Origin of the sequence: Pedobacter terrestris (assembly GCF_052343045.1) — a bacterium.
GTDB lineage: Bacteria > Bacteroidota > Bacteroidia > Sphingobacteriales > Sphingobacteriaceae > Pedobacter.
The window spans coordinates 2730881-2751284 of sequence record NZ_CP180264.1 but is presented as its reverse complement, the minus strand read 5'-3'; the positions used below and the strand labels follow the sequence as shown (position 1 = coordinate 2751284).

20 protein-coding genes are annotated in these 20404 nt (G+C 38.7%); 8 read left to right on the top strand and 12 right to left on the bottom strand.

The features are described 5' to 3' along the window. The first annotated feature begins 35 nt into the window (after positions 1-35). The 5 genes from cobA to ACJVDH_RS11595 all read left to right on the top strand — a co-directional run bounded on the left by cobA (position 36) and on the right by ACJVDH_RS11595 (position 5506). The gene (cobA, locus tag ACJVDH_RS11615; protein ID WP_443943570.1) at positions 36-812 is read left to right on the top strand and encodes a uroporphyrinogen-III C-methyltransferase; all 777 of its coding nucleotides are present in this window, start codon (positions 36-38) and stop codon (positions 810-812) included. After that, positions 796-2307, top strand: coding sequence for a TSUP family transporter (locus ACJVDH_RS11610; protein ID WP_443943569.1), 1512 nt, complete (start codon positions 796-798; stop codon positions 2305-2307). Before cobA ends, ACJVDH_RS11610 begins: the two co-directional genes overlap by 17 nt. A 2-nt stretch (positions 2308-2309) precedes the next feature. Then, positions 2310-3014: a phosphoadenylyl-sulfate reductase gene (locus tag ACJVDH_RS11605; RefSeq protein WP_443943568.1), complete on the top strand. Its 705-nt coding sequence runs from the start codon at positions 2310-2312 to the stop codon at positions 3012-3014. A gap of 262 nt (positions 3015-3276) precedes the next feature. Then, on the top strand, positions 3277-4182 hold the full coding sequence (gene cysD / locus ACJVDH_RS11600; protein ID WP_443943567.1) for a sulfate adenylyltransferase subunit CysD: 906 nt from the start codon (positions 3277-3279) through the stop codon (positions 4180-4182). Positions 4183-4255: 73 nt separating this feature from the next. Further along, on the top strand, positions 4256-5506 hold the full coding sequence (locus ACJVDH_RS11595) for a sulfate adenylyltransferase subunit 1 (RefSeq protein WP_443943566.1): 1251 nt from the start codon (positions 4256-4258) through the stop codon (positions 5504-5506). A gap of 52 nt (positions 5507-5558) precedes the next feature. Here ACJVDH_RS11595 and ACJVDH_RS11590 read toward each other — a convergent pair whose 3' ends face one another. The 7 genes from ACJVDH_RS11590 to pyrE form a co-directional block, all read right to left on the bottom strand. Further along, positions 5559-6212: a hypothetical protein gene (locus ACJVDH_RS11590; protein WP_443943565.1), complete on the bottom strand. Its 654-nt coding sequence runs from the start codon at positions 6210-6212 to the stop codon at positions 5559-5561. Positions 6213-6348: 136 nt separating this feature from the next. Further along, positions 6349-7020, bottom strand: a complete 672-nt coding sequence (locus ACJVDH_RS11585) for an outer membrane beta-barrel protein (RefSeq protein ID WP_443943564.1) — start codon at positions 7018-7020, stop codon at positions 6349-6351. A gap of 258 nt (positions 7021-7278) precedes the next feature. Then, the gene (locus ACJVDH_RS11580) at positions 7279-7452 is read right to left on the bottom strand and encodes a hypothetical protein (RefSeq protein WP_443943563.1); all 174 of its coding nucleotides are present in this window, start codon (positions 7450-7452) and stop codon (positions 7279-7281) included. A gap of 34 nt (positions 7453-7486) precedes the next feature. Beyond that, entirely contained in the window at positions 7487-8287 is an 801-nt protein-coding gene (locus tag ACJVDH_RS11575) for an outer membrane beta-barrel protein (RefSeq protein ID WP_443943562.1), read from the bottom strand. A 30-nt stretch (positions 8288-8317) separates the two neighbouring features. Further along, positions 8318-10921 carry an ATP-dependent chaperone ClpB gene (clpB, locus tag ACJVDH_RS11570; protein WP_443943561.1) on the bottom strand — a complete coding sequence of 868 codons (2604 nt, stop codon included), beginning with the start codon at positions 10919-10921 and terminating at the stop codon, positions 8318-8320. Positions 10922-11218: 297 nt separating this feature from the next. Then, positions 11219-11617 (bottom strand): SRPBCC family protein, encoded by a 399-nt coding sequence (locus ACJVDH_RS11565; protein WP_443943560.1) that lies wholly within the window; start codon positions 11615-11617, stop codon positions 11219-11221. A gap of 39 nt (positions 11618-11656) precedes the next feature. Next, entirely contained in the window at positions 11657-12319 is a 663-nt protein-coding gene (pyrE, locus tag ACJVDH_RS11560; protein ID WP_443943559.1) for an orotate phosphoribosyltransferase, read from the bottom strand. Here pyrE and ACJVDH_RS11555 point away from each other — a divergent pair. Continuing rightward, positions 12318-12929 (top strand): NUDIX hydrolase, encoded by a 612-nt coding sequence (locus ACJVDH_RS11555; protein ID WP_443943558.1) that lies wholly within the window; start codon positions 12318-12320, stop codon positions 12927-12929. The two genes, pyrE and ACJVDH_RS11555, sit on opposite strands and share 2 nt — an antisense overlap. Before the next feature lie 103 nt (positions 12930-13032). Here ACJVDH_RS11555 and coaD read toward each other — a convergent pair whose 3' ends face one another. The 5 genes from coaD to ACJVDH_RS11530 all read right to left on the bottom strand — a co-directional run bounded on the left by coaD (position 13033) and on the right by ACJVDH_RS11530 (position 17499). Beyond that, positions 13033-13494, bottom strand: coding sequence for a pantetheine-phosphate adenylyltransferase (coaD, locus tag ACJVDH_RS11550; RefSeq protein ID WP_443943557.1), 462 nt, complete (start codon positions 13492-13494; stop codon positions 13033-13035). Between the two features lie 70 nt (positions 13495-13564). After that, positions 13565-14101: a 16S rRNA (guanine(966)-N(2))-methyltransferase RsmD gene (gene rsmD, locus ACJVDH_RS11545; protein WP_443943556.1), complete on the bottom strand. Its 537-nt coding sequence runs from the start codon at positions 14099-14101 to the stop codon at positions 13565-13567. Then, positions 14092-14898, bottom strand: coding sequence for a DUF3822 family protein (locus ACJVDH_RS11540; protein WP_443943555.1), 807 nt, complete (start codon positions 14896-14898; stop codon positions 14092-14094). Before ACJVDH_RS11540 ends, rsmD begins: the two co-directional genes overlap by 10 nt. A 121-nt stretch (positions 14899-15019) precedes the next feature. Continuing rightward, on the bottom strand, positions 15020-16537 hold the full coding sequence (locus tag ACJVDH_RS11535; protein ID WP_443943554.1) for an OmpP1/FadL family transporter: 1518 nt from the start codon (positions 16535-16537) through the stop codon (positions 15020-15022). Between the two features lie 26 nt (positions 16538-16563). After that, a complete protein-coding gene (locus ACJVDH_RS11530) occupies positions 16564-17499 on the bottom strand; it encodes a hypothetical protein (protein WP_443943553.1) in 936 nt (311 codons plus the stop codon). 192 nt (positions 17500-17691) lie between these two features. Between ACJVDH_RS11530 and proS the strand changes: the two genes are divergently transcribed. Both proS and ACJVDH_RS11520 read left to right on the top strand, forming a co-directional pair. Then, positions 17692-19164: a proline--tRNA ligase gene (proS, locus tag ACJVDH_RS11525; protein ID WP_443943552.1), complete on the top strand. Its 1473-nt coding sequence runs from the start codon at positions 17692-17694 to the stop codon at positions 19162-19164. A gap of 82 nt (positions 19165-19246) precedes the next feature. Then, the gene (locus ACJVDH_RS11520) at positions 19247-20386 is read left to right on the top strand and encodes a cystathionine gamma-synthase (RefSeq protein ID WP_443943551.1); all 1140 of its coding nucleotides are present in this window, start codon (positions 19247-19249) and stop codon (positions 20384-20386) included. Positions 20387-20404 lie beyond the last annotated feature (18 nt).

Below are 20404 nucleotides of genomic sequence, written 5' to 3'. Positions count from 1 at the left end.
CAATAGAGAAATTACTGCTCTAAAAGAAGACAGATATGAGTGATCAGAAAAAATATATAGATGCCAGGATTACTTTGCTGGGTGCAGGCCCCGGAGATCCGGATTTACTTACCTTAAAAGGTGTTAAAGCATTGCAGTCTGCAGATGTTGTATTGTATGATGCCTTAACCAATGAAGCTTTGTTGGAACATGCGCCAGCAGAAGCCATTAAAGTTTATGTAGGCAAACGTTCAGGTGAACATTCTTATCCGCAGGAAACCATCAATAAACTGATGGTAGATTATGCGCTCAATTATGGTCATGTTGTCCGTTTGAAAGGCGGAGATCCTTTCGTTTTCGGCCGTGGATATGAAGAGTTGGATTATGCATCTGATTATAGCATTCCGGTAAGTGTAATTCCCGGTATTTCCAGTTCAATTGGTGTACCCGGTTTGCAACAAATTCCGGTAACGCATCGTGGCATGGCCGAAAGTTTTTGGGTAATTACCGGCACTACAACATCAGGAGAGGTTTCTGCCGATATTTATCAGGCAGCAAAATCTAATGCTACTGTAGTCATCTTGATGGGATTAAAAAAGCTGAAACAAATTACCGATATTTTCAAAGCCGAAGGGCGGAACAATTTACCTGCAGCGGTCATCCAGAATGGATCTGCAGAAGATGAAAAACTGGTAATTGGCGTGGTAGATGATATTGTGTCACGCGCAGCCCAAGAAAATGTAAAAGCACCAGCACTTTTGGTATTTGGTGATGTAGTTTCGCTACATCCCTCATTTAAAACCTTAATTAAACAGTATGCAGATATTGCCTAATCCAGATGATAATGCTCAGGCCTTTTCTGAACAAGAAAAAGGCAACCAGCTTTTTCCGGTTTTTATAAAGCTGAATCAGCTGCGTTCATTGTTAATTGGTGCAGGTGCAGTAGGTTTGGAGAAGCTGACGGCTATTGTAAACAACAGCCCGAATGCCCGAATAACTATTGTTGCAGAACAGGTTTTGCCAGAAATCTATACGTTGATTGCTGATTATCCCAACGTTAAAATCAATCAGAAAAGTTTCGATGTAGAAGATTTAAGCAACATCGATATTGTATTTGCGGCTACAAACAACAATATTCTGAATGAAGAAATCAGAAGTGTAACGCATGAACGTGGATTACTGATTAATGTAGCCGATAAACCGTCGCTTTGCGATTTCTATTTGGGTTCAATTGTACAGAAAGGCGATCTTAAAATTGCCATTTCTACCAATGGGAAATCTCCAACCATTGCAAAACGCTTAAAACAAATTCTTAATGAAGCTTTACCTCAAGAGTTAGATGCTACATTGCAAAATATGAGCGCGTTGCGGCAAACCTTAAACGGTGATTTTACTGCAAAAGTTAAGAAACTGAATAAGGTAACTGAGCAATTGGTAAACCCGAAAAAAAATTTTGTAGAGGCAAATATCAAATGGTTAATTTGGTTGGCAGCAGTGCTGTTACTTGGTGCTGTAGGATTGACGCTGTGGAATACGGAGCCTGAATTTCAGCACTTTGTTGTCAATATAAATCCCTTGTTTTACTGGTTTTTAGGCGCGGGTTTTGTATTTGCACTGATTGATGGAGCCATTGGCATGTCATACGGTGTAACCTCGGCATCTTTTTCTTTGGCTATGGGTTTGCCACCAGCTTCGGCCAGTATGGCCATTCACATTTCTGAAGTAATGAGCAATGGAATTGCCGGATGGATGCATTATAAAATGGGAAATGTTAATTGGAAACTATTTAAAATACTGATACTGCCGGCAATTGTCGGTGCAGTTTTGGGTGCATTTATCCTTTCTTCTTTAGAACATTACAGTGCTTTTGTTAAACCAATTGTTGCAGTATATACATTGTTTTTAGGTGCAGTAATTTTAATGAAAGCCTTTAACATAAAACGAAAACGTGCCGATCAGAAAATTAAGAAAATTGGTTTTTTAGGATTTGTGGGCGGTTTTATCGATGCGGCTTTTGGTGGCGGATGGGGCTCGATTGTTTTATCCAGCTTAATTGCGGGCGGCCGTCATCCGTTGTTTTCATTAGGAACAGTAAAAATCAGCCGTTTTTTTATTGCTACTTTAAGTTCGCTTACTTTTTTTACCATGCTTGGCGGAAAGCATTGGGAGGCCGTAGTTGGCCTAATTATTGGAAGTGCGCTGGCGTCACCTATTGCAGCAAAAGTGTCCAATAAAATCTCCGCAAAAACCATCATGGTTGCCGTTGGTATAATTGTGATGTTAGTAAGTACCAGAAGCGTATTTATTTTCGTTTCTAAGTTTATTTAAACATGAAAAATCTGGAAGACATTAAAAGCCTGCTTTCGGGCTTAAATACCATAGAGAAACTGAGATTTCTGGCCGAAAATTATACGGATAAAATTATATTTTCAACCAGTTTTGGTTGGGAAGACCAAGTGGTTACGCATTTAATTTTTGCCAATAACATTCCGATAAAAGTTTTTACATTGGAAACCGGTCGTCTATTTCCTGAAACGTATTATGTTTGGAACCGTACGTTGGAAATTTACAATAAACCGATTCACGCCTATTATCCTAAAAATGAATTGCTGCAGGAAATGGTCAATTCAAAAGGACCAAATAGTTTTTATGAGTCTGTAGACAATAGAAAAGAATGTTGCTACATCCGTAAAATAGAGCCGTTAAAACGCGCACTTGGGGGCAATGAAATCTGGATTACCGGAATCCGCGCAGATCAAAGTGCTAATCGCGAAAATATGCATGATTTGGAATGGGACGAAGGCAATCAACTCGTAAAATTCCATCCAATTTTCGACTGGACTTTAGAAGATGTGCGGAACTACATCAAAGAAAATAATATTGTTTACAATACTTTGCACGATAAAGGTTTTCCGAGTATTGGTTGTGCGCCGTGTACCAGAGCAGTGCAGCCCGGCGAAGATTTCAGAGCCGGAAGATGGTGGTGGGAAGATCAATCTAAAAAAGAATGCGGATTACATGCCGCTACAACATAAACTGGCAGAAATAAATCGTCGCCTACAACGGAAATTGCTTCGACGGTTTGAAGAAACCGTTCTCGCAATGGCGAAGATAATACGGATTTTGATACTCGTCATTGCGAGGCCGGGAATGCGTGAGCCGAAGCAATCTAACCGATAAGATAGGTAAAGCTGGCAATAACGATAGCGCTTGATAAAGTAGTAGTAAAACAAAAAATAATAACAACAAAAATATTAAGATAAATGCCGCACATAGCGGGTATCATTCAAGATTAAAATGAGCACATACAACTTTGATTATTTAGACGAACTGGAAGCAGAAGCCATTCATATTTTGCGTGAAGTTGCGGGGCAGTTTGAAAAACCGGCGCTTCTTTTTTCTGGCGGAAAGGATTCCATAACGTTAGTAAGATTGGCTGAGAAAGCATTCAGACCCGGAAAATTTCCTTTCCCGCTGGTACATATTGATACTGGTCATAACTTTCAGGAAACAATAGATTATCGCGATAGAATGATCGAAAGAATAGGAGAGAAGCTAATAGTCGGCTCCGTTCAGGAGTCTATCGATCAGGGAAAAGTAGTAGAACAAACCGGAAAAAATGCAAGTAGAAATGCATTACAAACGGTAACATTGTTAGATACCATCGCAAAGTACGAATTTGACGCCTGCATTGGCGGCGCGCGTAGAGATGAAGAAAAAGCACGCGCTAAAGAACGTATTTTTTCTGTTCGTGACGAATTTGGACAGTGGGATCCAAAACGCCAACGCCCGGAATTGTGGAATATTTATAATGGAAAAATTCATAAAGGGGAGAATGTACGCGTTTTTCCAATTAGCAATTGGACAGAACTGGATGTTTGGAATTATATCCGCAGAGAAAAAATTGAACTTCCAAGTATTTATTTTTCGCATCAACGGGATTGTATTACCAGAAATGGTCAGCTTATGGCCGCATCGCCATTTTTGAATATGGATGATGAAGATGTAGTTACACGAAAACAAGTGCGTTTCCGTACAGTTGGTGATATGTCTTGTACAGCAGCTGTAGAATCTGAAGCCGTTTTAATAGATGATATTATTGAAGAAATCAGTGCATCAAAAATATCAGAACGCGGGGCCAGATTAGACGATAAGGTTTCTGAAGCCGCAATGGAAGACAGAAAAAAAGGCGGATATTTTTAATAATTAGCTTTAGCGTTAAGGGTTATGTGCTTCCAGCGCCTATCGCTTACCGTCTAACACCAAACGAAAAAAAATGAACATACTTAAATTTTTTACAGCAGGTAGCGTTGATGATGGGAAAAGTACCCTGATTGGCCGCTTGCTTTACGATACAGATTCTATTTTGGCCGATCAGTTGGAGGCTTTACAGAGTTCCAACCGCAAAAATGATGACGGAACAATAGATCTTGCCATTTTAACAGATGGATTGCGCGCAGAGCGCGAACAAGGAATTACTATTGATGTTGCTTATAAATACTTCCAGACAGATAAGCGCAAGTTTATTATTGCGGATACACCCGGCCACATTCAATATACCAGAAATATGGTTACTGGCGCGTCTACGGCCAATCTTGCCATTATTTTAATTGATGGCCGTAACGGTGTTGTAGAACAAACCATTCGTCACTCTTATTTGGTGTCTTTATTGGGCATTAAACACATCGTAGTTTGTGTAAATAAAATGGATATGGTTGATTACAGCGAAACTGTATTTTCTGCCATAACGGAAAAATACAAAACATTAGCCAATCAATTGAATTTAAAAGATGTTACTTACATTCCGGTAAGTGCGTTAAAAGGCGATAACATTGTACAAACTTCTGATAAGATGCTTTGGTACAGCGGCGAGAGTTTGCTTCATTTTTTAGAAAAAGTAGATACAGATGCACAAGATCAATCTGCACTTGCACGTATGCCTGTTCAATGGGTAATTCGTCCGCAAACAGAAGCTTTGCATGATTACAGAGGTTATGCCGGGCGTGTTTTAAGCGGAACATTTAACCTGAACGATCAAGTTGCGGTTATTCCGTCTGGTGCACGTTCTACAGTAGAAAGAATAGAATTATTGGATCAACATCTCGATGCCGCGCATGCCGGGCAATCTGTTGTAATCCATTTAAAAGATGATGTAGATATTAGCCGAGGCGATACCATTGTAAATGCAACAGCGGTACCGCAAGAATCTAAAATGATCGAAGCAGATTTATGCTGGATGGATGCACGTGCTTTAGATCCGTCATTAACCTATTTTCTACAGCACAATAGTAAAATTACCAGAACTAAAATCAGCGAAATTTTGCATAAAGTAGATATTAACACTTTAGAAAAACATCCGGCAGATGCCTTCAATCTAAATGATATTGGTCGCGTAATTATCAAAACTGCTGATGCTTTGGCTTTCGATTTATACGATGATAACCGAACCAATGGCTCTGCAATTTTGATTGACAGCAGAACAAACCTTACGGTTGGCGCGCTGATGTTCAGGGCTATTGCCGATTAATATAAATCCAAATATTTTGAAGGCATTCCGGTACAAAACCGGGATGCCTTTTTTACAATATAAAATTTACACCTAAAACAGGCGTGAAATTATCTAGCGCCAGCCGGAGCGTATTTGTTTTATCAAAGTTATACATAGAGTCGTAATCGTAATAATTCTGATGAAAATAGGTTACGATAGGAAAGGAGAACTCTAAGCTTGTTCTACTATTGATGAAGAAGGCAAAACCTGGACTAACACTGGCGCCATAGCCTTTAACTTTTGCATCCGTTCTGATGAGGTAACCTTCCTGATCTATTCTATTGAATGTATTGATTTGCATCAGCAAATTTGCCTGAAAAAAGTATTTAAGCTTTGCGTTTACATCTACATACTTCCTTAAAAATGGAGAAATTCCGAAACTGAATTCTTTTGGTCCAAAAGTGTTCTCGTAATAACCGGTTTCGTTATTCCAAGTAATATAATTCTCGCCTCTTAACTTGGATAAATTTAATGGTGTTTCTAAACCCAGCGCCAGATTATTGGCTACGAAATAAGCGCCACGTGGTATTAAGGTGAGTGTGTTTAAGCTGGATGAGTTTAGGGTTTGTCTTCTTGTTCCGAAACTTAGGCTTCCACCAATGGATCCTTGCCCTTTATCAATTTGTGAGAAGCCTTTAAACGTAAAAACGCAAAAAGCTGCAGCGAGAAGTAATTTAGGTTTCATGATTTGTTTTTTTGTGTGTATCCAAGTTTAGGAATTATTGCCCGAAAAAGTTTTTATTTGCTGTAATATGTTGGATATGAATGATAAAGGCCTTAAGCAAAAATTCACTTAAGGCCTTTGTTATGAAAATTCTGTATTAAAAATGATAGTTTATACCAATCAAAGGCGAAAAACTGTTGAAACCTAAATTTAAATTTTCAGCGGTTTGATCTGTATACAAGCCCATAGAATTTTCAGTCTTGTTTTTCGAATACGAAATTAAATTGAATCCAAATTCAATTGCCCATTTTTTTGCTGGGAAAAATGCAAATCCCGGAGTTAGAGCGCCTCCAAAACCCTTATTTTTTGAGCTTTGAGTGGTGTTGGGATATTCTTCCACAAATTTGGAATTTCCAAATCCGGCATATGCATTAAATTGTGCAAAAAACTTGAAATTCTCTGCAATTTTGGTGTAGTAACGGATATATGGGCCAGCTAAGAAATAGTTTAATGTTTGCTCACTTCCATAAGGTGCGGATGGATAGTAAACACTTCCTATATATATGCCATTAAGGGAATTTGACTGCTTTTGCCTGGAGTAAGAAACTGAAAGCCCAAATACAAGATTATCAGCAAAAAAATGTCCGTAAGAAGGACTTACTTCTAGAGCTTTGGATTTGCCATTTGTAATCTGACCCGTTAAAGAACTGTTTGAGGACGAATATGAGAGCGTACCTCCAACTTGATTTTTACCTTTTTCGGTCTGCGCCATTGCATTATACGTAGCTGAGATCAGGAATATTGCGAGTAAAAAAAAATGTTTTCTCATTTGAATGTGTTAATGTTTTGATTTCCTTGAATTGATTCTTTCAATGATCCAATATAAATTTAGAGCACTGTCAGCATCATTCGAATAACTTGAATTGCTAGTGTAATTATCGTGTGCTGTTCCATCAAAATTGTAGCTGAATTCGATGTTGCCTATTGATTTCAGTTTGCCATCAATTTCTCCAATTGCACTTACATAATAGTCAATTCGGGCATTGCCGATAGATTTGATCTTCCCATTAAATTCCGAAAGTGCACTTCAGTAATAATCAACTGAAGTGCCATCTATGGATTTAACTTTTCCATCAAATTCGGAAGGTGCGCTCATGTAATATTCGATCTTATGCTTATACTGCAAACTTTGCGCATTCGCCATATGTGTAATAAAATAAAAGCTTAACAGACAAGCCAAAGATCTGACAAATACGCTCATATATCATTTGTTTTAGTATGTAAATCAGAGATCTTTAAAAATGGAAATTGACGCCGATTCTCGGCGTAAAAGTACTTAAGCCCAATACGAAAGTATCGACCGTCGAGTCGTTCTGCAGAGTGGTATTTTCCTTGTCTTTATCTCTTGCAAAGGACAAAAGATTAAAACCAAATTCAATTGCCCATTTTCTAGCGGGAAAGAAAGCCAACCCTGGACTTAAAGCTGCCTGAAGACTGGATAATTTTGACTTATTGGCTATATAACTGGAACCGGCTATTTCTGAGTCGCCAAATCCAATACCTGCGTTAAATTGTCCGAAAAATTTGAACTGATCTGATATAGGGACGTAATATCTAACAAAAGGCCCAATCAGGTATCTATTCGTAGTAGATGTGGCACTAAGCTGAGAATAGGAATAAACCCCGTTTACCGCAAAAGTAGATTGATATGAGTTTTCTGATTTGGAATGACTGAAGCTGGCAGATATACTGATTGCTAAATTATTGGCTACAAAGTAACCATAACTTGGAGCTGCTTCAAAACTAGAATTTTTTGTGGAAGAGACATTCATCTCGGTATCTGACTTATTCGAGTTAAACAGAAGCGTTCCGCCGATAAGACTTTTTCCTTTTTCGGTTTGTGCTGACGCACCAAACCCGATAGCACAGAGAAGTGCCAGAATTGACAGTTGTTTTTCATGTGTGTTTTTTTGTGTTGAAACAAGATAAATGACAAAACACACATCAACTAGGTGATTAGTTTTTGTTTTATTTAAGTATTTGGAAATCAGATATAAAAAAATAAAACGTATGTGTTTTGTTACAAAAATAAACACATACGTTTTGAAAATTCAGCTTAAGACTTGTTAATTCATGTCGTTTTGATTGAGAAAAACAAAGTTATTGTCGAACATATCGAGTTTAATTTTGCTCTCTTTATCCACTTTTCCGGCTAAAATCTCTTTAGATAGCTCATTTAAAATTCGTTTTTGAATTACGCGTTTTAACGGTCTTGCACCAAATTGCGGATCGTAACCCAATTGTGCCAGCCAATCTAAAGCTTCGTCGCTCGCTTCCATTTCTATTCCCATTTCTGCAAGAGTCTGTTGTACTTGCTTAAACTGAAGTGCTACAATATCTCTGATTTCGCTTCGGTTTAAAGGCGTAAACATGATCAGTTCATCAATCCGGTTTAGAAACTCCGGACGAATGGTTTGTTTCAATACCTCGAACAGCTCGTTTTTTGTTTTCGCAATAACCTCATCACGGTTTTCATCCCGCAGATCTTTAAAATTATCCTGAATCAAATGTGCACCAATGTTTGATGTCATGATGATTATGGTATTTTTAAAATTTACGGTTCTACCTTTATTATCGGTTAATCGGCCATCGTCTAATACCTGAAGCAAAATATTGAATACATCGGGATGTGCTTTTTCAATTTCATCCAGTAAAACTACAGAATAAGGTTTGCGCCGAACAGCTTCAGTTAATTGTCCGCCTTCATCATAACCAACGTATCCCGGAGGAGCGCCAATTAATCTGGAAACGGCGTGGCGTTCCTGGTATTCACTCATATCAATTCTGGTTAGCGCATTTTCATCGTTAAATAAAAATTCGGCCAGGGCTTTTGCCAGTTCAGTTTTACCAACTCCGGTTGTGCCTAAGAAAATGAACGAGCCAATTGGTTTGCGTTTGTCTTGTAAACCCGCTCTCGATCTGCGTATGGCATCAGAAATGGCCTCAATGGCTTCATCTTGTCCCGCAACACGTTGATGCAATTCTGCTTCGAGGTTGAGCAGTTTTTCTCTTTCACTGGCAATCAGTTTCGTAACCGGAATGCCTGTCCACCGGCCAACAACACCGGCAATATCATCAGCGGTGACTTCTTCTTTCAGCATTCTGCTGCTGTTTTGCTGACTTTCGAGGTCGATTTTTAATTTCTCTACCTGATCTTGTGCTTCCTTGATTTTACCATACCGGATTTCTGCAACCTTACCATAATCGCCGGCACGTTCAGCCTGTTCAGCTTCTAGTTTATACTGCTCAATTTGTTCTATCTGTGTATTAACAGCATCTACCAAATCTTTTTCACCTTGCCATTTTGCTTTAAATTCATCACGCTCTGCAGAGAGGTTCGCAATTTCTTCAGACAGCTCCTGAACTTTTTTGTCGTCTTTTTCCCTTTTAATCGCTTCACGTTCAATTTCCAGTCGCATAATTTCTCGGTCTAAAGCATCCACATTTTCCGGTACACTATCCATTTCCATGCGAAGTTTAGATGCCGCTTCATCCATTAAATCAATAGCTTTATCGGGCAAAAAGCGATCAGAAATATAGCGCTGGCTCATTTCAACGGCTGCAATAATGGCTTCATCTTTAATGCGTACTTTGTGGTGTGTTTCATAGCGTTCTTTCAATCCGCGCAAAATAGAAATCGCATCTTGTGTATCTGGTTCTTCAACCATTACTTTCTGAAAACGACGTTCAAGTGCTTTATCTTTCTCCAGATATTTTTGATATTCATCTAAAGTGGTTGCGCCAATTGCACGTAACTCGCCACGGGCTAAAGCAGGTTTTAAAATATTTGCAGCATCCATTGCACCCTCGCCACCGCCGGCACCAACCAAGGTGTGTATTTCATCTATAAACAGAATGATGTCTCCATCGCTTTGCGTAACTTCTTTAACCACCGCTTTAAGGCGTTCTTCAAATTCGCCTTTATATTTTGCGCCAGCAATTAAAGCGCCCATGTCAAGCGAGTAGACCACTTTACTTTTTAGATTTTCCGGAACATCTCCTTTGATTATTCTGAATGCAATACCTTCTGCAATAGCGGTTTTACCAACGCCAGGTTCGCCAATTAAAATGGGATTGTTTTTAGTACGGCGAGAAAGTATCTGAATTACTCTTCTGATTTCTTCATCGCGCCCAATCACTGGATCAAGTTTTCCACTTTCCGCATATTCGTTCAGGTTACGTGCATATTTACCCAACGCCTGATAAGTCGCTTCCGCGTTCTGGTCGGTAACTTTGTTGTCGCCCCGAAGCATAACAATTGCTTTTTTCAGGTCTTTTTCGTTAACGCCTTGTTCCTTTAACAATTTAGAAGTATTGTCGTTCACAGCAAGTATACCAAGAAGCAGGTGCTCTACCGATACGAAATCATCTTTAAATTCTTTCAGAAAAGATTGTGCTTTTTGAAGAACACTATTGCTTACTGAAGATAGATATACGTTACTTCCACTCACTTTAGGGAATTTAGCAATCTCAGTATCTAAGTTTTGGTTTAATACGTTTAGGTTAACGTTCAGCTTCTTTAAAACATAAGAAACTACATTTTCATCAACAGTGAGCAGACCCTTAAGCAGGTGCGCTGTTTCAATAGCTTGTTGCTGGTTGCCCTGAGCTATTTCGGAAGCCTGTTGAATTGCTTCCTGGGCTTTTATCGTAAAATTGTTGAAGTTCATATCTGGCATTTAATCAAAACAAATGCCATCCTCAATTTAATCTACTGATCGGAAATTTTGTCTGTTAACTGAAATCCTTTATGACTAAATTGCTGTTTAATAGGTTTTTATCGTGTAATTATGTCCGTCGATTGAATTTGAGTATTGTAGGCAAACTGACAAAACATAAATTTACCAACAGGGTAATCGGTTTCCACGAGAGCATACTATTTAATTAAGGCCATTTTTATTTACGAACGAAAAAAGCGAAGGTTCATCTTCGCTTTTTTCGTTTAAGTATATCGCAAATGCGCTTAACTATCCTAAAATTTCTTTTAGTTTTTGGGTCTGGTGATCTGCCAGTTTTTGAAGTGGACCAGAAGCAAGCATCTTCATCATCATATTTAGATCTGCAGAAATGATGTGTTTTGCAGTAGATGTTCCGTTACCATTATCAGCTACTGTCCATTTCAGTTCAAGCTCAAAAGGCGCTTTTTCTGTTGGTACAGCAATTAGCTCTTGGTTTTCAATCCGACTGGAAATTTTAATTGCCAATTTTGCCATATTTTGAATCGTAAAACGTGCATCGTCTTCAGTACTCTCCCAGTTGTAAATGTTTTCTGGCATTAACTGCTGATGGTTGTTCATATTAGATAAAAAAGCATAAACCTCCTGTACAGGTTTATTCACTTCTACGGCACTTTCAATAATTGTCATTATTTATATAGGTTATGTGTTTTTCCTAAACGCGTAGCTTTAAGATTGGGTTTTTACCACATCTTTGCCCCACTCAGAAGGGTTTAATCTCCATTTGCCCAACAGCTCCATATCGCTTTTAGCAATAATACTGTGTTCTGCAGCATATTCAATTAGTGCACCATAATTGGATAATGTAATGTATCTGCATTTTGCTGCAGCAAAATTTTCATCTGCCTGATCAAATCCGTAAGTAAAAATTGCAGCCAAACCAGCAACGGATAAACCAGCACTTCTAAGCGCATCAACAGCTTGCAAGCTACTTTTTCCGGTAGAAATAAGATCTTCAATTACCACAACACGTTGCCCTTCTACAACTTCGCCTTCGATTAAACTTCCGGTTCCGTGTTCTTTGGCTTTTGATCTTACATATATAAAAGGCAAGCCCAACTCTTGAGCTACCAGCACGCCCTGAGGTATACCTGCTGTTGCAACACCAGCAATCACATCAACCGATCCAAATTCTTCTTGAATGGCCTGTGCAAGCTTTTGTCTGATGTACGTTCTGACCTGAGGATGGGATAAGGTAACGCGATTATCGCAATAAATCGGCGACTTCCAACCAGATGCCCAAGTAAAAGGATTAGTAGGTTGTAATTTAATTGCCTTTATTTGTAATAAAAATTCCGCTACTTTTAATTCAATATCACTTTTATTATACATGGCCCAAAATTACAGAATTTATATCAACGATAACACTTTGTTTATTGCTGATGTTTTACCTGAGCAAAAAGAAAAAATACAACAACTTGATATTCAAGATTTTGATCTTGAAACATTTTATAAAAAATTGAAAAATGGATCGAAAAAAAGCTATATTTTCCTAACTAAAAACCCTAAAGAAACTTTCAATAAACTTAAAAAGAACTGTACAATCATAAAAGCTGCCGGTGGTTTGGTAGAAAGTGCGAATGGAAATTACCTTTTTATTTTCAGAAATAAAAAGTGGGATTTACCAAAAGGTAAACTTGAGGATGGCGAAAATATGAAAGAAACCGCAGTACGCGAAGTGGAGGAAGAATGTGGCGTAAAAGTATTAAAACGCGAAGAAAAACTTTGTAAAACCTATCATGTATATCCAATCGGTTCTAAATTGGTAATTAAAAAGACCAATTGGTACCGCATGAAAGTGAAAGGCGAGCCAAAACTTATTCCGCAGAAAGAAGAAGGAATAGATAAAGCTGTTTGGCTAGATCAGCGAGAAATAGCGCCGGTTATCGCAAACACCTATCCGTCTATTATGGATGTGTTAAGAGCAGGTGCATTAATTTAATTCCAATTAAGTTTATCCGGCAAGAAGAACATCTTCCGGATAAATTTTACACTCAAATTTTGAATTTCACTCCTGAAAAATAGCGCCGAATGATGTAGGGTTTTTACAAGAACTTTAGTGCTTCTTGAGGAACAAAAGGACTAACATCGCCATTGTTTCTTAAAATATCGCGTACAATTGTAGAACTTATAGCAGAATATTCCGGTTTGCTAAGCAATAGAATGGTTTCTACTTCAGGCATCATGGTTTGGTTAATTTGTGCAATTGCCCTTTCATATTCAAAATCTGCTGCAGACCGAATACCTCTAACCATGTAAGTAGCATGTATTTTGCGGCAGAAATCTACAGTAAGTCCTTCATAGGTTTGCACTTCAATATTTTGATAATCTTCAAAAACAGTTTCCAGAATTTGTAAACGCTGTTCTGCAGATAAAAAATTCTGCTTGGAACTGTTTAAGCCAATACCGATGATGATTTTATCAAATAGGGGAGTTGCCCTTTGGAGAATGTTGACATGAGCAATCGTTATTGGATCAAATGAACCCGGAAATAGCGCTATCTTCATAAATCAAATATAGATTTTTATGTGGAAAGGAGAAAGGTTAAAACAGATGGATGTATGGCAATTGTCTTTACTAATCGAACTCAAAAAAGCTAAAGGATGAGTTTCCGTATTTGCGGGTTTCCTGATAACCAGGCTGATTGTTCAGTTTCATGTTACTTTGATGTTCTACAATGAGTAAACCGCCAGGATTTAACAGTTTTTGTTCCTTAACAAGCACAGGAATCTGTGGAATATTGGGCAAATGATATGGAGGATCGGCAAAAATTAAATCGAATGGGACTGTCATTTGTTTCAATAACTTAAATACATCGCCTTTTCTGGTTTCAATTTGGAGAAAATGATGTTGCTTTGCGGTATTTTTTATCCAGTTAATGCAACCAAAATCCATATCTATTGACAAGATTTTTTCCGCACCGCGGGATGCAAATTCAAAAGTCAGATTTCCGGTTCCGGCAAAAAGATCCAGAATGGTACAAGTTTCAAAATCGTAGCGGTTGTTCAGAATATTAAATAACGCTTCTTTGGCCATATCTGTGGTTGGCCTAACCGGTAAGTTCGCTGGTGGCTGTAAGCGGATTCCTTTTAATGCACCTCCAATTATTCGCATAAATCTAAGGCAAGAAGTCCGCTAAAATAATGTTTGGGCATATCTGCGAGCAAATCGCTGTTTTCCAGGCCATTGGGAAGAAAGAAATACAGTTGATTGAAATACTTCAAAAGGCAGTTGTACACTTCATCATCCTCATTTATAATGCCTTGAAGATATACTGGTATAGCATCATTAAGTTGAAGTTGCGCAATGATTAACAAAATAAAGTAGTTAAATTCTTCATCATTGTCAATCTGATAATGGTTTTGAAACTGAACATTTCCATCTTTAAGATACAGAAAGTTGAATGAACTTGCTGTAAAATCGATGAGTATAGATGCCTTATCTAACTGTTTCCTGATTGATAATAAAGCGCAGGATTGTGAGAAAATTTGAGTATTTTCTGGTAGAAGTGTTCTTATTTCTGAAGGAACGGAGAAAACGGTTTCAAAACCCATTTTTGAATTGGATTTAGAAAAAATATCGGTTGTATTGGAAAAGTAATTCTGATAAATACTCAAGTTATCTTTATCAAACCATTCTGTAGGTATGAAAAGGTAATCTGTAGTATATACTGCTGCTTTTATCGAGTCGTACGCAATAGATAAGTTTTGGTCAGTTGCAAAAGCCTGTTGAATTTCATGAGCTAAATCCTGGCAGTTTTGTTTGTCGAAAAGTACACACACTTTATCCAATTTGCCATCAATTACTGCGTAAGAAAAGCTATCGTTGGTAATCTTTAGTAAGAGATGGTAACCCGCATGGTTGTTGTGGGAAAAATTGGGATCTACTAATAAGAGGCTGTTTCTACTCATGGACAACAAAAGTAGAATTTTTTAGTCATTAATAACAACTAGACTTTAGATTGCTTCATTAAGTTATGACGTGTAAAAAATGAAGTAAACGAAAACGGCCGCTTTTGCGGCCGTTAAGTATTTAGAATCTAACCCCAAAGGTTAGGAAAACATTGTGTCGTGTACTTTTTACATCGGCTACAGGTTCTGAAAAATCGTTTAGTTCATAAGGGCTAGAACTGAAATTGGTTTTGTAATTCTGGTAAGCCAAGTCGAAATAGTAGTTGTCTATACGGTAACCCAAGCCACCTGTAAAATACTGTCCTTGATAGTAAGAATCGTCGCCGCCTTTAATACCGCTTCCATTTACGCCATAACCGCCTCTTAAACTAAACTCGTTGGTTACTTTAATTTCAGCACCGAAACGGTAGTTTATAGTAGATTTATAAAAATCTTTGATGTTTGCATTGTTCTGGTTGATTGCTGCGATATCCGATCCGCCATCGGCAGAGAAACGCATTGTTGAATAATCAATATAATCCACATCACCGGAAATTAATGCACGTCCTGCAAGAACATAACTCAAACCTGCCGATGCTTTCAAAGGCGTTTTTAAGTTATATGTGAAGGTATAATTTTGGCTATTGTTGTTATAGGTGTCATTTCCAACACGCGCATTTAAGGTTTCGTTGGTATTGTCCTGTACGTTCATCCAGGTTGGAGACTGGAAATTTAAACCAATTCTCAATTCGCTAACGGGTCTGAAAATCATACCGATTTTTAAATTAACACCAGAGCCTTTTGTTTCCTGGTTTCTGATATAATTTAAAGTGTAGTTTTGGTTGCCTTCATAAAAACCTGCTGCACCGCCGGTTCCTTCAATAAAAGGATTAGCAATTCCCGATTCGCTGTAAAATGCATCGCTGATATATCTTACATCAACAAAGCTAATTGCACCACCCAAATAAAACTTGTTGCTGAAGTTCAGCGCACCTGCAACATTAAATTCAGAGGTAGAACCTAATCTGTTTTCGTTCCATGATTGTGGGAAACTTGCGTTATTGTAAGGTTCTGCAGAAAAACCACCAGGATAGTTCGTTGCATTTCTATTGATTAAATAACTATTATACGCATCACCAGCCACGGTTCCATTCGTACCGAAGGCATTTGCTTGTTCAGCAAATGCATCTCTGATAGAACTATTGGCATTTGTTCCATTATAGCTAATTTGATTCAAATAATCGTTGTTTCTGTTATAACCCACTCCAAAAACAGCACTAATCAAACCTTTCTGTGTATCTGCACCTTTAGCTTTATACGTTGGGCTATAAAAAACCACACCAATATTATTTAAGTTCAACTGGCTTTTAGAGTCTTTTGTATTTGTGCCCAAAAAAGAACTTTGCGCGTTTGCACTATTAAATTCTGGTGTTAAACTAAATTCAGATTTTGTAAACAAACCTAACCCTGCCGGATTTCCACCTAAAGAACTTAAATCCCCTCCAACGCCAATCTGCGCACCGCCCATTCCTTTAAAACGGGCAGTTGAGCCGTAGTTGCCTTGTGAAAACCGGTAGGCGTCCGGTGCATAACTTTGTGCATATGCTGCCCCTCCAGCCGTTACTATAACGGCAGCAAAGGTTAATATGATTTTTTTCATCTATTTATAGAATTGTGTGTTTCGATCTAACCTCTACCAGCTCTTGATGGTCTGCCACCACCGCCGCCGCCGCCACCTACACTACCGCCGCCAGAGCTTCTACCTGATGAAGATGCTGGTGGAGAATAACTTGGTGTACTTTGTGTTCTTGTTGGTCTGCTCATTTGAGTATTCGGCGTATAGTTTTGGTTATTGCCATTGCCTTGGTAATTTCTGGTTGGCCTACCGCTAATTGCGCTGTTAGAACCATTTGTATAACCTGTTCTGGTAGGACGACCATAGTTTGGATTTGTTGAAATCGTACCTCGGCTGCTTGTAACGCCGCCGCCACCATTTCCTGGTCTGGCTCTGTACGTTCTGTTGTTGCTGTATAGTCCGCCACCATAGTAACCGCCGCCCCAAAGGCCACCGCCGTACCAGCCGCCGCCCCAACCAAAACGATCATAGTAAGAGTATGGACCCCAGCCGCCCCAGCCACCATAGAAAGGACTATTCCAACCCCAGCTGCCGTAACCCCAATATGGGTTTCCGCCCCAGCCAAAGCCTAAACCTAAACCCATTCCATAACCTGTAGACCAATTTAAACCATAATTGAGTCCATAATTTAAACCGTAATTATTATAACCGTAATTGTTATAGTAATTGCTATAACCATCATAATAAGGGTCATAATATCCCATAGATGAATTTCCATTATAGAAACGACTTATTCTAGAGGAGTAATCCATGTCATAGTATGGATTACTTGTTCCATAATATTCATCTTCTCCGTAACCTTGTTCCTGATATTGGCCACCCTGAGCCTGCTGTACCGGCGGAACATATTGCATAACCTGCGCTTTCGCAACGCTATTGTACACATCATCACCGGCGCCGTTCTGAGCCAATTGTTGTGTAGAGCATGATGCAATCAACCCTGCGGATGCAATCATAGCAATAGTGAATAATTTAATTGGTTTCATTTGTGTTTATATTTAAGTTATTTGTGTTAATAATAAGCTAAAGTTGGGGCTTTTGAAATAGAATGAACTTTCAAAAAGAAGCCTCCTAAAATTAATGAGCAAAGTACTTAATCGTTTTGTAGGTATAAATTTATAAATTTGCGCATCAATTTCACACTTTTTAACATACAATTTACGTTCCAAATACATTTTATGAGCAAAGAAATTACAAGCCGAGAAACCGATTATTCGCAATGGTATAATGATATCGTAATTAAAGCAGATTTGGCAGAGCACTCTGCAGTAAGGGGTTGCATGGTTATTAAGCCGAATGGATACGCCATTTGGGAGAAAATGCAGGCTATTTTGGATAAAATGTTCAAAGATACGGGGCACAGTAATGCTTATTTTCCCTTGTTCATCCCAAAGTCATTTTTTTCTAAGGAAGCTTCTCACGTGGAAGGTTTTGCAACGGAATGTGCCGTTGTGACGCATTACCGCTTAAAAAATGATGGCAACGGAAATATCGTTGTAGATGAGAATGCAAAATTGGAAGAAGAGTTAATTGTACGCCCAACTTCTGAAACCATTATCTGGAATACGTATAAAGGATGGATACAATCTTACAGAGATCTTCCAATTCTGATTAATCAATGGGCAAATGTTGTGCGTTGGGAAATGCGTACACGCCTGTTTTTAAGAACTGCAGAATTTTTATGGCAAGAAGGACATACCGCACATGCCACACCAGAAGAAGCAATTGAAGAAACAGAACGCATGTTGCACATTTATGCAGATTTTGTCGAAAACTGGCTGGCGGTACCAGTTGTACGTGGTCGCAAATCTCCAAACGAACGTTTTGCCGGTGCTATTGATACGTATTGTATAGAAGCCCTAATGCAAGATGGAAAAGCTTTGCAAGCCGGAACATCACACTTCCTTGGACAAAATTTTGCCAAAGCATTTGACGTGAAATTTACCGGTAAAGATGGAAAATTAGACCACGTTTGGGCAACATCATGGGGCGTTTCGACCCGTTTGATGGGTGCTTTAATTATGGCGCATAGCGATGATTCTGGATTGGTAATTCCACCGAAATTGGCACCGATACAGGTTGTAATTGTTCCGATTTATCGTAACGACGAAGATTTATCTAAAATTACCGCTTATGCAAATGAATTGAGCATGCGTTTACGCGGAATGGGGTTTTCTGTAAAATATGACGACAGAGATACACAACGCCCAGGATTTAAGTTTGCAGATTATGAAATGAAGGGTGTTCCAGTTAGAATTGCAATTGGTGGCCGCGACATGGAAAACAAAACGGTTGAAATTGCCCGCAGAGATACAAAGTTAAAACAAACTGTGCCTCAGGAAGGATTGGATATTTATATTGCCAAATTGCTTGAAGATATTCAGACCAGCTTATACAACAAAGCACTTAGCTACCGCGATGAGCACATCACTAAGGCAGACACTTACGAAGAGTTTAAAAACCTTTTAGATGATAAAGCTGGTTTTATCTCCGCACATTGGGACGGAACGCCAGAAACAGAGCAAAAAATAAAAGAAGAAACCAAAGCAACCATTCGTTGCATTCCTTTAGATAATCCTCTGGAAGATGGTATTTGTATTTACTCTGGGAAGCCTTCCATCCAACGCGTATTATTTGCAAGAGCATATTAATCTTAATGTAAAATGGTTCGGGCTTACATGGTTTTTAACAATGTAAGTCCGATACTTGATTGCGATTACTTGAACTATAGAAATGAAATTCGGAACAAAAGCAATACATGCGGGCCAGGAACCCGACCCAACAACTGGTGCCGTAATGACACCAATTTATCAGACATCTACGTACTGGCAAAAATCGCCTGGCGATAATAAAGGTTATGAATACTCCCGCGGTACAAACCCAACACGGAAAGCCCTTGAAGACTGTTTGGCTGCTTTAGAAAATGCAAAATACGGACTGGCATTCTCAAGCGGAATGGGCGCCACAGATGCTGTTCTAAAATTGTTGCAACCAGGCGACGAAGTGATTACCGGGAACGACCTTTACGGTGGTTCTTACCGCATCTTCACTAAAATTTTCACCAAATATGGTATCAAATTTCATTTTCTGGATCTATCTAAACCAGAAAATATGTTGCCGTATATTAATGAAAAAACCAAATTGGTGTGGATAGAAACTCCGACAAACCCCACAATGCAAATTATCGATATTGAGGGGGTTGCGAAGATTACCAAAGAGAAAGGTCTGATCTTAACTGTTGACAATACTTTTGCCTCGCCATATTTGCAAAACCCGATTGATCTTGGTGCCGATATTGTTATGCATTCCGTAACGAAATATATTGGCGGCCACTCAGACGTGGTAATGGGCGCATTGCTAACCAGTAATGAGCAATTGTATAAAGACCTTTGGTTTATCTACAATGCATGTGGTGCAACTCCCGGTCCGCAAGATTCTTTTTTGGTGTTAAGAGGCATTAAAACTTTGCACCTGCGTATGAAAGCCCATTGTGAAAATGGCGAGCGTATAGCAAAATACCTTAAAACACATCCAAAAGTGGATAAAATTTATTGGCCTGGTTTTGAAGACCATCCAAACCACGATGTTGCAAAAAAACAAATGCGTGGTTTTGGTGGGATGATTTCGATCACTTTAAAAGATGCTGATTTGGCAGAAACTTTCAGGATTTCTTCGGGATTTAAAGTTTTTACACTTGCAGAATCATTAGGTGGCGTAGAATCGTTAATCAACCATCCAGCTACAATGACACATGGATCTATACCAAAAGAAGAACGTGAAAAAGTTGGTGTAACCGACAATTTACTGCGTTTGAGTGTTGGTGTAGAAGATATCGATGATTTGCTTGAAGATCTGGAAAACGCCCTAAAATAATTCTAATTCTTAGTAAGA